Origin of the sequence: Streptomyces laurentii, from assembly GCF_040635425.1 — a bacterium.
GTDB classification, from domain to species: domain Bacteria; phylum Actinomycetota; class Actinomycetes; order Streptomycetales; family Streptomycetaceae; genus Streptomyces; species Streptomyces laurentii.
Window position 1 is genome coordinate 1 of sequence record NZ_JBEYHT010000033.1, and the last position, 13,364, is coordinate 13,364.

The 13,364-nt window shown below is 72.1% G+C and carries 12 protein-coding genes; 7 read left to right on the plus strand and 5 right to left on the minus strand.

Going from position 1 to position 13,364, the window contains the following annotated elements; translation table 11 throughout:
• Positions 1 to 127: 127 nt before the first annotated feature.
• Positions 128 to 745: a PadR family transcriptional regulator gene (locus ABZ693_RS20650; RefSeq protein WP_359879141.1), complete on the plus strand. Its 618-nt coding sequence runs from the start codon at positions 128 to 130 to the stop codon at positions 743 to 745.
• Positions 746 to 831: 86 nt separating this feature from the next.
• Here the strand turns inward: ABZ693_RS20650 and gad are convergent, their stop codons facing one another.
• On the minus strand, positions 832 to 2,250 hold the full coding sequence (gad, locus tag ABZ693_RS20655) for a glutamate decarboxylase (protein WP_359879144.1): 1,419 nt from the start codon (positions 2,248 to 2,250) through the stop codon (positions 832 to 834).
• 95 nt (positions 2,251 to 2,345) lie between these two features.
• Positions 2,346 to 3,662 carry an ion channel protein gene (locus tag ABZ693_RS20660; protein ID WP_359879147.1) on the minus strand — a complete coding sequence of 439 codons (1,317 nt, stop codon included), beginning with the start codon at positions 3,660 to 3,662 and terminating at the stop codon, positions 2,346 to 2,348.
• A 139-nt stretch (positions 3,663 to 3,801) separates the two neighbouring features.
• Between ABZ693_RS20660 and ABZ693_RS20665 the strand changes: the two genes are divergently transcribed.
• Positions 3,802 to 4,563 (plus strand): MerR family transcriptional regulator, encoded by a 762-nt coding sequence (locus ABZ693_RS20665; RefSeq protein WP_359879150.1) that lies wholly within the window; start codon positions 3,802 to 3,804, stop codon positions 4,561 to 4,563.
• A 37-nt stretch (positions 4,564 to 4,600) separates the two neighbouring features.
• Here ABZ693_RS20665 and ABZ693_RS20670 read toward each other — a convergent pair whose 3' ends face one another.
• Positions 4,601 to 4,969 (minus strand): YbjQ family protein, encoded by a 369-nt coding sequence (locus tag ABZ693_RS20670; protein ID WP_359879153.1) that lies wholly within the window; start codon positions 4,967 to 4,969, stop codon positions 4,601 to 4,603.
• A 252-nt stretch (positions 4,970 to 5,221) separates the two neighbouring features.
• On the opposite strand from ABZ693_RS20670, the gene ABZ693_RS20675 reads away from it, so the two are divergent.
• Positions 5,222 to 5,938 (plus strand): DedA family protein, encoded by a 717-nt coding sequence (locus ABZ693_RS20675; protein WP_359879156.1) that lies wholly within the window; start codon positions 5,222 to 5,224, stop codon positions 5,936 to 5,938.
• A gap of 110 nt (positions 5,939 to 6,048) precedes the next feature.
• On the opposite strand, the gene ABZ693_RS20680 is transcribed toward ABZ693_RS20675, so the two are convergent.
• Complete coding sequence (locus tag ABZ693_RS20680; RefSeq protein ID WP_359879158.1) at positions 6,049 to 7,734, minus strand: threonine/serine exporter family protein; 1,686 nt, start codon at positions 7,732 to 7,734, stop codon at positions 6,049 to 6,051.
• A 117-nt stretch (positions 7,735 to 7,851) separates the two neighbouring features.
• Positions 7,852 to 8,343 (minus strand): inorganic diphosphatase, encoded by a 492-nt coding sequence (locus ABZ693_RS20685; RefSeq protein ID WP_359879161.1) that lies wholly within the window; start codon positions 8,341 to 8,343, stop codon positions 7,852 to 7,854.
• Between the two features lie 105 nt (positions 8,344 to 8,448).
• Here ABZ693_RS20685 and dacB point away from each other — a divergent pair, with 105 nt between their 5' ends.
• The 4 genes from dacB (at position 8,449) to hpt (ending at position 13,258) form a co-directional block, all read left to right on the plus strand.
• Positions 8,449 to 9,954: a D-alanyl-D-alanine carboxypeptidase/D-alanyl-D-alanine endopeptidase gene (dacB, locus tag ABZ693_RS20690; protein WP_359879164.1), complete on the plus strand. Its 1,506-nt coding sequence runs from the start codon at positions 8,449 to 8,451 to the stop codon at positions 9,952 to 9,954.
• A 207-nt stretch (positions 9,955 to 10,161) separates the two neighbouring features.
• A complete protein-coding gene (locus ABZ693_RS20695; RefSeq protein ID WP_359879166.1) occupies positions 10,162 to 11,304 on the plus strand; it encodes a zinc-dependent metalloprotease in 1,143 nt (380 codons plus the stop codon).
• A gap of 287 nt (positions 11,305 to 11,591) precedes the next feature.
• On the plus strand, positions 11,592 to 12,668 hold the full coding sequence (tilS, locus tag ABZ693_RS20700; RefSeq protein ID WP_359879169.1) for a tRNA lysidine(34) synthetase TilS: 1,077 nt from the start codon (positions 11,592 to 11,594) through the stop codon (positions 12,666 to 12,668).
• 50 nt (positions 12,669 to 12,718) lie between these two features.
• Positions 12,719 to 13,258: a hypoxanthine phosphoribosyltransferase gene (hpt, locus tag ABZ693_RS20705; protein ID WP_359879316.1), complete on the plus strand. Its 540-nt coding sequence runs from the start codon at positions 12,719 to 12,721 to the stop codon at positions 13,256 to 13,258.
• Positions 13,259 to 13,364 lie beyond the last annotated feature (106 nt).

A 13,364-nucleotide genomic window follows, 5' to 3' on the forward strand; every position in this document is an offset into this window, starting at 1 on the left:
TACCCCCACCGCGTTGTCTCCCTCCTCCGCCTTGCGATCACACGCACCGGACCCCGCTCCCTGATCCAGCCTGATCCAAAAGAAAGGCCCTAGTCAAGGTTGATCAGTGCCTCACTAGACTCGGGGCATGTCAGCCATCCGTCTTCTCGTCCTGGGCGCGGTCAAGCAGCACGGCCGCGCCCATGGCTACCAGGTCCGCAACGACCTGGAGTACTGGGGCGCGCACGAGTGGTCCCACGCCAAGCCCGGCTCGATCTACCACGCGCTCAAGCACATGGCGAAGCAGGGACTGCTGCGGGCCGACGAGAGCGCGCCGAGCACGGTCGGCGGGCCGCCGCGCGTCGAGTACGAGATCACGGACGCGGGCCGCGCGGAGTACCTGCGCCTGCTGCGCGCCGCCCTCGCCACGTACGACCAGGCCACGGACGTCCTGTCGGCCGGCATCGGCTTCATGGTGGACCTGCCGCGCGCCGAGGTGACGGAACTGCTGCGGGCCCGGCTGCGCGGCCTGGACGCGTGGCGCGCGGAGGTCACCACGTACTACACGCCGGAGGACGGGCCCGGACAGCTCGGCCACATCGGCGAGATCATGCACTTCTGGACACACGCCGCCGACGCCGGCCGGGCGTGGACGGCCGGGCTGATCGAGCGGATCGAGGCGGGCGCGTACACCTTCGCGGGGGAGGGCGGGGAGCCCTTCGTCGGCGTCCTGACCGACGGGCGGGAGAACCCGTACGCGCGCTGAGGCCGCGCGCCGGCGCCTGCCGTGAGCCGGTGCCTCGGCGATGCTCCGGGCCCGCGGGCCTCATCGATGCCGCAGGCCCGCGGGCCTCAGTGGTGGAAGGAGGTCGCGGCCGCCTTGTCGTGGGTGAACGGGCGGGGCTGGCGCCGCAGTTCGGGCAGCAGCCGTCGCAGGTCCTCCAGGAACAGCTCGGCCAGGTCGGCGGAGAAGCCGTTGCGGCAGACCACGCGCAGCACGGACAGGTCCTGCCGGTTCGCGGGGAAGGTGTACGCGGGGACCAGCCAGCCGCTCTCGCGCAGCCGCCGCGACACGTCGAAGACGTCGTACGCGGTGACGTCCGGGCCGGTGGTGAAGGCGAACACCGGCAGCTGGTCGCCCCGGGTGAGGAGCCGGAAGTCGCCCAGGGCGTCGATCCGTTCGGCGAGTCCGCGGGCGATGTCGCGGGCGGTCTGCTGGACCGCCTGGTAGCCGCTGCGGCCCAGCCGCAGGAACGTGTAGTACTGCGCGACGACCTGCGCGCCGGGCCGGGAGAAGTTGAGCGCGAAGGTCGGCATTTCGCCGCCCAGGTAGTTGACCCGGAACACCAGCTCCTCGGGCAGCTCGTCGGGCGTGCGCCACAACGCCCAGCCGACCCCCGGGTAGACGAGCCCGTACTTGTGCCCGGAGGTGTTGATCGACGACACCCGGGGCTGCCGGAAGTCCCACTCCAGGTCCTCGTCGACGAACGGCGCGATCATGGCGCCGGACGCGCCGTCGACGTGCACGGGGATGTCGAGGCCGGTCCGTTCCTGGAGGGCGTCGAGCGCGGCGCAGATGTCGGCGACGGGCTCGTAGGAACCGTCGAAGGTGGAGCCGAGGACGGCGACGACACCGATGGTGTTCTCGTCGCAGAGCGCGGCGGCGGACTCGGCGTCGAGGTGGAAGCGGTCGCCCTCCATGGGGACGAGCCGGGGCTCGACCTCCCAGAAATTGCAGAACTTCTCCCAGCAGACCTGCACGTTGACGCCCATGACCAGGTTGGGGCGGGCGCCGGGGTAGCGGTCGGCGTTGCGCTTCGTCCAGCGCCGCTTGAGCGCCATGCCGGCGAGCATGCACGCCTCGGACGAACCGGTGGTGGAGCAGCCGACGGCGGCCGACGGGTCGGGTGCGTTCCACAGCTGGGCGAGCATGGCGACGCAGCGGCGCTCCAGTTCGGCGGTGCGCGGGTACTCGTCCTTGTCGATCATGTTCTTGTCGCGGCAGTCGTTCATCAGCACCCCGGCCTGCGGCTCCATCCAGGTGGTGACGAAGGTGGCCAGGTTGAGGCGTGAATTGCCGTCGAGCATCAGCTCGTCGCGGACCAGCTGGTAGGCGCTCATCGGCGGCAGCGGCCCGTCGGGCAGCCGGTGGCGGGGCGGGGCCTCGGTCATGCCGCCGACGGGATTGGCCTCGCCGTAGAACGGGTTGAGGGAGAGCCGGCGGAACAGCTCGGCCTCCGGCTCCTCCTGGGGGCCCTTGTGCAGCGCCACGGTGGACTCCTTCCGGTACGGGATGCGGGTGTGCGGTGTGCGGTGTACGGGTGGACCTGGGGATACGGGGGACGCGGGGGTACGGGGGTGCGGGCTCAGTGCAGGGCGTGGCCGTCCTCGTCGAGTTCCAGGAGGGGACGGCCGGTGACGACGAGCCAGGCGGGCAGGGAGGCGAGGCAGAGCAGCGCCAGGATCGCCGGGGAGGCGGCGACGGCCGCGGCGACGAAGAGGCTCACCCACCCCTGCCGGGTGGTGGCGAGCACCACGCCGAGGACGGCGGAGGAGACCGCCACCGCCGGATGGACCCCGGGCACCAGCGCCGGGGCGAGCAGCCCGAACGCGGCGCCGACGAAGACCACCGGGAAGACCCGGCCGCCGCGGAAACCCGAGGCCGCGGCGACCAGCAGCGCGACCGCCTTCACCACGGACAGGCGCAGCAGCTCGCCCGCGCCGTAGGAATCGGCGGAGGCGACCAGCTCCCGGGTCTCGGCGAGGCCCTTGAAGAGCGTCAGATGCCCGCCGAGCACCCCCAGCAGGCCGAGGACGAGCCCGCCGAGCGGCAGCATCAGCATCGGGTGCCGCAGCCGGCCGAAAGCCCGGTGGAGGGCGGGGAAGACGTAGCAGGCGAGCAGACCGAAGAGCGCGGCGAGCGGGGCGACGACGAGGGCGGTGAGCAGATCCCCGAAGCCGGGGGAGTCGAGCGGCGGCAGCCCCATGTCGAAGCTGGGGTGCGAGACCAGCTGGGTGGTCAGCGAGCCGGCCCCGGCCGCCACCAGCGGCGCGAACAGCCGGTCCCACAGCGAACCGCCGGCCGCCGGATGGTGCCCGGGCGCCGGCGGCTTCACCGCGAGCGCCTCGGACAGGACGAGCGCGGCGGCCACCGGCGTACCGAACAGGGCGCCGAAGGTCCCCGCGGTCGCCAGCGCCACCCACGCCTCGCCCGGCGGCGCCGGCCGGCCCGGCCGGGTCACCATCCGGCCGAGCCAGTACGCGAGGGCGATGGCCGCGGCGATCGTCGGGTTCTCCGGGCCGAGGCTGACGCCGCCGGCCAGCGACAGGGTGCTGGCGAGCAGCAGGCCCGGCACCACCCCGGCGGCGAGTGGCGGCCCGCCGAGCCCGGAGGTCGCCGGATCGGGGCCGGCGTGCCCGTACACCTTCCAGACGACCAGACCCACCGCGATCCCGGTCGCCGTGAGCATGGTGATCATCCACAGCGCCGAGTAGCGGCCGATCCCCAGCGCGTCCGGGACGGTGGACCACAGCACGTGCTGCAGCTGCTCGGCCAGCCCGCTGATCCCCAGGAACAGCAGCCCCGAGCCCACCCCGACCACGAGTGCGGGCAGGATCTGCGGCAGCAGCGTCTTGAGAGGCGTCCCGGGGACGGGAGTGGGAGCGGGTGCTTCGACGGCCACGGGCCCACCATAAGGGGGCAAAAGCGGCATGACATCCCGAGATCCGGGGCTTGCACCTCACGTCGCGTCAGGAGCCAGAGTGGGACGCGACCAGCACGGGGAAGCCGAGCGGATACGGAAAGGAAAGGGAGAGGAGCCGATGGAGTACGCGATCGGACAGGTCGCCGGATTCGCCGGGATCACGGTGCGCACCCTGCACCACTACGACACCATCGGACTGCTCTCGCCGAGCGGCCGCAGCACGGCGGGCCACCGCCGCTACGACGACGCCGACCTCGACCGGCTCCAGCAGATCCTGTTCTACCGGGAGCTGGGCTTCCCCCTCGACGAGGTCGCCGTCCTCCTGGACGACCCCGGCGCCGACCCGCGCGCCCACCTGCGACGGCAGCACCGGCTGCTCACGGCTCGCATCGGGGAACTCCAGCGCATGGCGGCGGCCGTCGCACACGCCATGGAGGCGAGAAGCATGGGCATCAATCTCACGCCCGAGGAGAAGTTCGAGGTCTTCGGCCACAAGGACCCCGAGCGGTACGCGGAGGAGTCGGCCCGCCGCTGGGGCGACACCGACACCTACGCGCGTACTCGGGAACGCGTCGCCGACTACACCAAGGACGACTGGCAGCGCATGAAGAACGAGATCGACGCGTGGGGCACCGCCTACGCCGCTCTCATGGACGCCGGCGAGCTGCCCGGCTCAGCGGCCGCGATGGATCTCGCCGAGGCCCACCGCGCCCACATCGCCACCTGGTTCTTCGACTGCCATCCGACCGTCCACCGGCACCTCGCCGAGAGTTATGTCTCCGACGAGAACTACCGGGCCTTCTACGACTCGATCCACGACGGGCTGGCGGAACACCTGCGCGCCGCCATCCACGCGAACGCCCGGCGCCTGGCCGCCTGACCCTTCCCGTTCCGAAAGGATCAGGCGAACCGGAAGATCAGACGCGCGGCGCGATCACCACGGCCGTCCCGTAGGCGCATACCTCCGTGCCCACGTCGGCGGCCTCGGTGACGTCGAAGCGGAACATCAGCACCGCGTTCGCGCCGCGCGCCCGCGCCTGCTCGATCAGCCGCTCCATCGCCTGGTTGCGGGTCTCCACCAGGGTCTTCGTCAGACCCTTCAGCTCGCCGCCGACCAGCGACTTCAGCCCGGCGCCTATCTGGCTGCCGATGTGCCGCGAGCGCACGGTCAGGCCGAACACCTCGCCGATGACCTGCTTGACCTCGTACCCCGGCACGTCGTTGGTCGTCACCACCAGCACGTCCGACTGGGACGTCTGGCCGCCGCCGTACTCCTCGATACCCATGTGCGTGTACCTCCTGAACATAAGCTTGGCTTTCGCGAAGATCGTACGCATCAGGGAAATCCCTGACCGATCCCGGACACGCCCCTCATCCACCCCGGAGTGATCCCCGGACGATCCACCGGGGCCCCCGGGCGCGCGCCGCAGGAACTGGGGGTGTTCACTTCGCGTTGATAGCTTGGACAGGGCTGTCCGTACGACAATCCTTCGCACGCCCTTCGCCCCGCCCCCACCGACCGCAGGAGTCCGGAACCCGTGAACACGCTTGCCCTCGGACCGAGCTGGCTGGACCCGGACTATCTGATCCAGACCTTCGGTCCGATCGGTGTCCTCGCCATCGTCTTCGCCGAGTCCGGCCTGCTCATCGGCTTCTTCCTGCCCGGTGACTCGCTGCTCTTCACCACCGGTCTGCTCGTCACCACGGGCAAGCTCGACTACCCGCTGTGGCTGATGTGCACGATGATCGTCGCCGCGGCCGTGCTCGGCGACCAGGTCGGCTACCTCTTCGGCCGCAAGGTCGGCCCGGCCCTCTTCAAGCGACCCGACTCCAAGCTGTTCAAGCAGGAGAACGTCGAGAAGGCGCACGAGTTCTTCGAGAAGCACGGCCCGAAGTCCCTGATCCTGGCCCGCTTCGTGCCGATCGTCCGGACCTTCACGCCGATCATCGCCGGCGTCAGCCGGATGAACTACCGCTCCTTCATCGTCTACAACCTCATCGGCGGCGTGCTGTGGGGCGCCGGCGTGACGCTGCTCGGCTCCGCGCTCGGCAAGATCGAGTTCGTCAACAAGCACATCGAGCTGATCCTCGTCGGGATCGTCCTGATCTCCGTCGTTCCGGTCGTCATCGAGGTCCTGCGGGCCCGCTCGCAGTCCAAGAAGAACCCGGCCCCGGCCCCGGAGCAGTACGACGCGTACGGCACCCCCGGTGCCCCCACCCCGCCCGCCGAGCGCGGCCGCCACGCCAAGCGCTGACCTCAGCCGATACACCGGTACACCAGTACACCGATACACCGATGGCCCGGTTCTCCCCGACGGGAGAACCGGGCCATCGGTGTATCGACGCGTCGGCGTATCGCCGCAGGTCAGAAGCCTCGGGTCCGCTTCGCCGCCCTGCGGGCCGCGGCCGCGCCCGGGGCCTGCATGAACATGCGGGCCAGTTCGCCTCCGAGGTTCACGCCGATGGCGATCGCCAGCGCCAGCGCCGCCGCCTTCGCCAGCGAGGTGAAGCCCTGGTCCAGGTTGTTCTGGGCTATGGCGAGGACACCGAAGTACATCGCCGAACCGGGCAGCAGCGGCCCGATGGCCGCCGTCACGTACGGCAGCGACGACGTGTGGTGGTAGCGGGCGATCAGCTGCCCGAACAGGCCGACCAGACCGGCCGCCACCGCCGTCGACACGACCGCGGACCCGCCCGCCGTCACCGCTATCGACGCGTAGATGACCCACGCCACGCCGCCGTTCAGCGTCGCGAACAGCACCGTCGACCGCGACTGCTGGAGCAGGATCGCGAAGGTCGCGCACAGCACCATCGACGCCAGGATCTGGACCACCGGCCGTTCCACCGGCCGCAGCACGCCCTCCGGGTTCAGCGGCGCCCCGACCTGCACCGCCAGGTACAGCACCGACAGCACGCCCACCACGATCGCCACGAAGAAGTAGCCGACTTCCAGGAGCCGGGCCGACGCCGTGATGTAGAAGCCGGTCAGACCGTCCTGGACGGCCGCGACCAGCGCCCGCCCCGGGATCAGCGCGAACAGGCCACCGGTGATCACCGCCGACGGCCGCAGGTCCGCGTGGAGCAGTGTCAGCGCCACCCCCATCGCCGCCGGCGGCATCGCCGCGACCAGGAACTGGTAGAACTCCGGCAGCCCCTGCCCCGCGCACAGCCACGCCAGCCGGTCGCCCAGCATCGCGCCGAGCGCCGCCACGAAGAACACCGTCGGACCGCCGCCGAGCAGCACCGACGCCGCCCCGGCCAGCACACCGGCCGCGACCGTGAGGAACCAGCCGGGATACGGGTGCCGGTTGCGCCGGATCTCCGCGAGCCGCCGGTACGCCTCCTCCGGCGGCACGTCGTGCTCCGGGTCGGCGATGTCGGCGAGCAGCTGGTAGACCGCCGCGAGGCGGGTGTAGTCGGTGCCCCGGCGCCGGACCGTACGGTTCGCGGTCACCGGGTCGTCCACCAGCGACGGCTGGTACGTGATCGACAGCAGCGTGAACGTCACCGTCGGCTCGCAGCGGTCGAGCCCGTACGAGCGGCAGATCGCGAACATCGCCGCCTCGACGTCCTCCGCGCCCTCACCGCCCGCGAGCAGCAGCTCGCCGATACGCAGCGTCAGGTCGAAGACTCGGGCGACCGGCGGCCCCGCCTCGTCGGTCTTGCGGGCGGCCTCCGGCACCGGCCGGTCGGCCAGCGGCAGCCGCAGCATGGTCCGCATCCGGTCCTGCCAGGGGGCGTCCTCCGCCATCCGGACCAGCGGTATCCCGTACGCGGGAGTGAACGCGGGCGGCGACGTCTTGGCCGAATAGGTCGACGGCGTCGCGAAGGCGGAACCTTCCTGCTCCGGTGCCGGCGGGGGTTCCGGCGCGAGCCCGCTCGGCAGCGCGAACTCCGACGTCGTCGAATGCGGCTCGTCCTCCACCGGTTCGCGCGGTTCCACCCCGACCGGCGGGACGAACGCGCTGCGCGCCTCGTCCGATTGCGGCTTCCGGTCCTCCGGCGCCTCGTCGGGCTCCTCCGGTTCCGCCACCACTCTGTCCGCCCTCATTCCGGCCTGGTACCCGTACCGCCCGATCCCATTCCGGTTCGGCTGAAGCCCAGTATGTACGCGCGAAGGGCGGCGCACCTCGGCAGGTGCGCCGCCCTTCCGCGAGTCGGGGGACCGTCAGTGGCCGCCCTCCTCCTTGAAGCGCTCGTACGACTTCACGATCTCGGCCTCGGCCTCGGCGCGGCCGACCCAGTCGGCGCCCTCGACGGACTTGCCGGGCTCCAGGTCCTTGTAGACCTCGAAGAAGTGCTGGATCTCGAGGCGGTCGAACTCCGGCACGTGGTGGATGTCGCGCAGGTGCTCCATGCGCGGGTCCGTCGCCGGGACGACCAACAGCTTGTCGTCGCCGCCGGCCTCGTCCGTCATGCGGAACATGCCGATGGCGCGGCACTTGATGAGGCAGCCCGGGAAGGTCGGCTCGTCCAGGATGACGAGGGCGTCCAGCGGGTCGCCGTCCTCACCGAGGGTGTTCTCGACGAAGCCGTAGTCCGCCGGGTAGGCGGTCGACGTGAAGAGGCGGCGGTCCAGGCGGATCCGACCGGTCTCGTGGTCGACCTCGTACTTGTTCCGCGACCCCTTCGGGATCTCGATGGTGACGTCGAACTCCACGGGTGGATCTCCTCCTGAATCAACACATGTCAATGCTCGCGACGACGCGCGGTGGTTAAGTGTCTCTCACACCCGCAGTCGATCGCGAAAGGGGCTGGTCGCCACATGCCTGAGCCGAGAACCTGGCAGGTCGTGGCGGGCTCCGCCGTGCTCGGTCTGGCCCTGGCCGTGGGCGCCGTCGCCGTGGCCGGCCCGTGGGACTCCGGTCAGCGTAAGGCCGAGCGGGACCGCGCGGTCACCGCCGGTGCGCGAGGTGGCGCACATCACTCCCCCGACTCCGCCGCCGGGGACCCGCGCCGGCCCGCGCCCGCCCCCAGCGCCCCCGCGGTGCTCGGCGCCCTCGGCCTGACCGACGGGTCCGGCAGCCACGGCAACACCAAACCCTCGACGATCACCCGGCCGGGCGACGACCCCGCCGCCCTCGCCGCCCTGCTCGGGCCGCTGCTCGCCGACCCCGGACTCGGCCCGCTGCGCACCGCCACCGTCGTCGACGCCACCACCGGCAAGCGGCTGTACGGCGTGGGCGCGGGCACCCCGATGACGCCCGCGTCGACCGTGAAGATCGCCACGACGACCGCCGCGCTGTCCGCCCTCGGCCCCGAGCACCGCATCGCGACCACCACCGTCGGCAGCCCCGACGGGCGCACCGTCACCCTCGTCGGCGGCGGCGACCCCACCCTCGACCACACGCGCCTCAAGGCCCTCGCCGATGCCACCGCCCGGGCCCTGAAGGCCCCGAGCGCGTCCGGTGCGTCCGGTGCCTCCGGCCCCGACACCGCCGTCCGCCTCGCGTACGACACGAGCCTCTACCAGGGCCCCGTCCTCCACCCCATAGGGCCCAACGAGAACATCGCCCCGGTCACCGCCCTCATGACCGACGAGGGCCGGCTCGACCACAGTCACCACGGCCCCGCGGACCGCAGCACCGACCCGGCCCGCGACACCGCCGCCGCCTTCGCCGGCTACCTGGAGAAGGCCGGCCTCACGGTCGAGGGCGACCCCCGGCCCGGCAGGGCCCCGAAGAGCGCCCGCCCTCTCGCCCGTACCGAGTCGGCACGCCTCGACGACCTCGTCGAACGCACCCTCACCTACAGCGACAACGACCTCGCCGAGGCCCTGGTCCGGCAGACCGCCCTCGCCCACAAGAAGCCCGCGAGCTTCGCCGGCGCGGAGCGGGCCGTCCACGACGAACTCGCCCGCCTCGGCCTCCCGCTCGCCGGCACCCGGTTCGCCGACGGCAGCGGACTCGACCGCGCCGGCAAGGTCACCGGCGCCCTGCTCACCGGCGTCCTCACCCGGGCGGCCGACCCGGCCCGCCCCGCCCTGCGGCCCGTCCTCACCGGCCTGCCCGTCGGCGGCTTCAGCGGCACCCTCGCCGAGCGCTACGGCACCGCCGCCACCACCGCCGGCGCCGGTCTCGTCCACGCCAAGACCGGCACCCTCACCGGCGTCAACACCCTCGCCGGCACCGTCGTCACCCCCTCCGGCCGCCTCCTCGCCTTCGCCTTCCTCGCCGGCCGGACCAGCGCGCCCGACGCCGCCCAGACCGCCCTCGACCGGCTCTCCACCGCCCTGGCCCGGCCCGCCCGGACCGCCACGTCCCCGCACTGACCCGGCGGACTCACCGGACCGCCGTCCGGGCCCGCTCGGAGGGACCCTTCCCGGCTCCGGCCCCGGGCCACCCCCGACCCGGCCCCGAACGATCCCTGATCCCCACCCCGAGACACCCCCGAGGCATCCGCCGGGCCGCCCCGGAACCGTCCCCGAACCGGCGCCCGAACCCTCACCGATCGGGCGCCGAGAACGTACGGTTGACGCATGACGAGCATCGGTGGTGCAGGCACATCGGGGATGGTCGACTGGAATCTCGCCGTCGCGACGGCGACCCGTCTCGTCCGGCCCGGCCCGGAGGTGAGCCGCGACGAGGCCCGCCGCGTCGTCGCCGAACTCCGCGAGCACGCGAAGGCCGCCGAGGCCCATGTCCGCGCCTACACCCGGATGATCCCCGAGGGCCACGAACCGGACGACACCCCCGTCCTCGTCGTCGACCGGGCCGGCTGGGTCAAGGCCAACGTCGCCGGCTTCCGCGAACTCCTCACCCCGCTGCTCGACAAGATGCGCGAACGCCGCTCCGGCACCCCCGGCGGCGCCGTCCTCAGCGCCGTCGGCGGCAAGGTCACCGGCGTCGAACTGGGCATGCTCCTGTCCTTCCTGGCCTCCCGCATCCTCGGCCAGTACGAGACCTTCGCCCCCGCCACCCGCGACCTGCCCGCCGCCGCGGGCGGCGGTGGGCGGCTGCTGCTCGTCGCGCCCAACATCGTCCACGTCGAACGCGAGCTGGACGTCACCCCCCGCGACTTCCGCCTCTGGGTCTGCCTCCACGAGGAGACCCACCGCACCCAGTTCACCGCCGTCCCCTGGCTGCGCGACCACCTCCAGGGCGAGATCCAGGGCTTCCTCGCCGCCACCGACGTCGACCCCGCCACCGTCGTCGAACGCCTGCGCGAAGCCGCCCAGGCCCTCGCCGGCGGCAACCGCCCCGAAGGCGAACAGGGAGAACCCGGCCCCACCCTCGTCGAACTCGTCCAGACCCCCGAACAGCGCGAGATCCTCGGCCGCCTCACCGCCGTCATGTCGCTCCTCGAAGGCCACGCCGACTACGTCATGGACGGCGTCGGCCCCGACGTCGTGCCCACCGTCGCCGAGATCCGCGAGAAGTTCCAGCAGCGCCGCGCCCGCGGCGCCTCCCGGCTCGACCTCGCGCTGCGCAAACTCCTCGGCCTCGACGCCAAACTCCGCCAGTACCGCGACGGCGAACGCTTCGTCCGCGCCGTCGTCGACCAGGTCGGCATGGAAGGCTTCAACCGCGTCTGGACCTCCCCCAACACCCTCCCCACCAAGTCCGAGATCACCCGGCCCGCGGAGTGGGTGGCGCGGGTGCACCGGAAGGCGGACTCGTAGGCTCGTAGGACGAGTACGCCGGGCGGACGCGCCGGACGGACATGCCCCGGGAACATGCCGGACGGACACCCTGACCGGCGGTCGAACAACCGAGAACCCCGCACACCCCGCCAATCACCCGTCCGAGGGACCGTAGACGGCGGGTAAGGCGTGCAATGCTCGGGCAGCGGCCGGGTTCTGTCACCATCGACGCACTCTGAGTGACCGAAGCGAGTGACCGAACCCCCACCCCCGGCCGTTAAGACTCCGATCGAGGCACCCCACACTCTCCACGAAGGGCACCGGACATGGGTCCCCATCCTGCGGTCGCGGCGATACGCCTGGCGGTCCGCCGCGTACTCCACGACGTTCTCACCGAGCACCGGACCACCGGCCGGGCTCCCGGCACGCCCCCCGGCGGACACCCGCTCGTGCTCGTCGCCTGCTCCGGCGGCGCCGACTCCATGGCCCTCGCCTCCGCGCTCGCCTTCGAGGCGCGCAAACTCGACGTCCGGGCCGGCGGCGTCACCGTCGACCACGGCCTCCAGCAGGGCTCCGGCCAGCGCGCCCGCGAGGTCGCCGACCGGATGACCGCCCTCGGCCTCGACCCCGTCGAGACCATCGCCGTCACCGTCGGCCCCGAATCCACCGCCGCCGCCCACGGAGCCGCCTACACCGGCACCGCCGCCCGCCGCGTCGGCCCCGAGGCCGCGGCCCGCGACGCCCGCTACGCCGCCCTCGACGCCGCCGCCGAACGCCACGGCGCCACCGGCATCCTGCTCGGCCACACCCGCGACGACCAGGCCGAAACCGTCCTCCTCGGCCTCGCCCGCGGCTCCGGGATCCGCTCCCTGTCCGGCATGGCCGCCGTCTCCGGCGTCGCCGGCCGCTACCGCCGCCCCTTCCTGGAACTCGACCGCCAGACCGTCCGCAAGGCCTGCATCGCCCAGGAACTGGCCATCTGGGACGACCCGCACAACACCGACCCCGCCTACACCCGCTCCCGGCTCCGCCACGAGGGCCTGCCCGCCCTGGAGAAAGCCCTCGGCAAGGGCGTCGTCGAAGCCCTCGCCCGGACCGCCCAGCTCTCCCGCGACGACGCCGACGCCCTCGACGCCTGGGCCGCCCACGCGGAGGCCGACGTCCGCGACGAGGCGGGCCGCCTCGAGTGCGCGAAGCTCTCCGGACTGCCCCCCGCCGTACGCCGCCGCGTCCTGCGCCGTGCCGTGATCGCCGAGGGCGCTCCCGCCGGTTCCCTCTTCGCCCGGCACATCGAGGAAGTCGACCGGCTGATCACCGGATGGCGTGGTCAGGGGGCCATCAACCTGCCCGGCCGCGTCGAGGCACTGCGTCAGGGTGGCAGACTGGTCATTCGGCAAGGCTGACAGCAAAGTCGCAAGCTGCAACGAAAGTGACCCGGGTGAACGAGAAGGACATGGGCACCGACCTCCAGTCGGTGCTCATCACCAAGGAAGAGATCGACGCGAAGCTGGCCGAGCTGGCCGCGAAGATCGACGCGGAGTACGCGGGCAAGGACCTGCTCATCGTCGGTGTCCTCAAGGGCGCCGTGATGGTGATGGCGGACCTGGCGCGCACGCTGTCCTCCCCCGTCACCATGGACTGGATGGCCGTCTCCTCCTACGGAGCAGGCACCCAGTCCTCCGGCGTGGTCCGGATCCTCAAGGACCTCGACACCGACATCAAGGGACGGCACGTCCTGATCGTCGAGGACATCATCGATTCGGGCCTGACCCTGTCCTGGCTCCTGTCGAACCTCGGTTCGCGCGAGCCGGCCTCCCTCGAGGTCTGCACCCTCCTGCGCAAGCCGGAGGCCGCGAAGGTCGCCCTCGACGTGAAGTGGGTCGGCTTCGACATCCCCAACGAGTTCGTCGTGGGATACGGCCTGGACTACGCCGAGAAGTACCGGAACCTCCCGTTCGTCGGCACCCTCGCCCCGCACGTCTACGGCGGCTGAGAACCCGGCGCCCCGGGGAACCCGCACCGTCTTCCTTCCGTTGAAGCATGGGAAGGCGGTCGCGGGCGCCGATGCTGGGGTACCGTCCGAAGAACAGCTTTTTCAC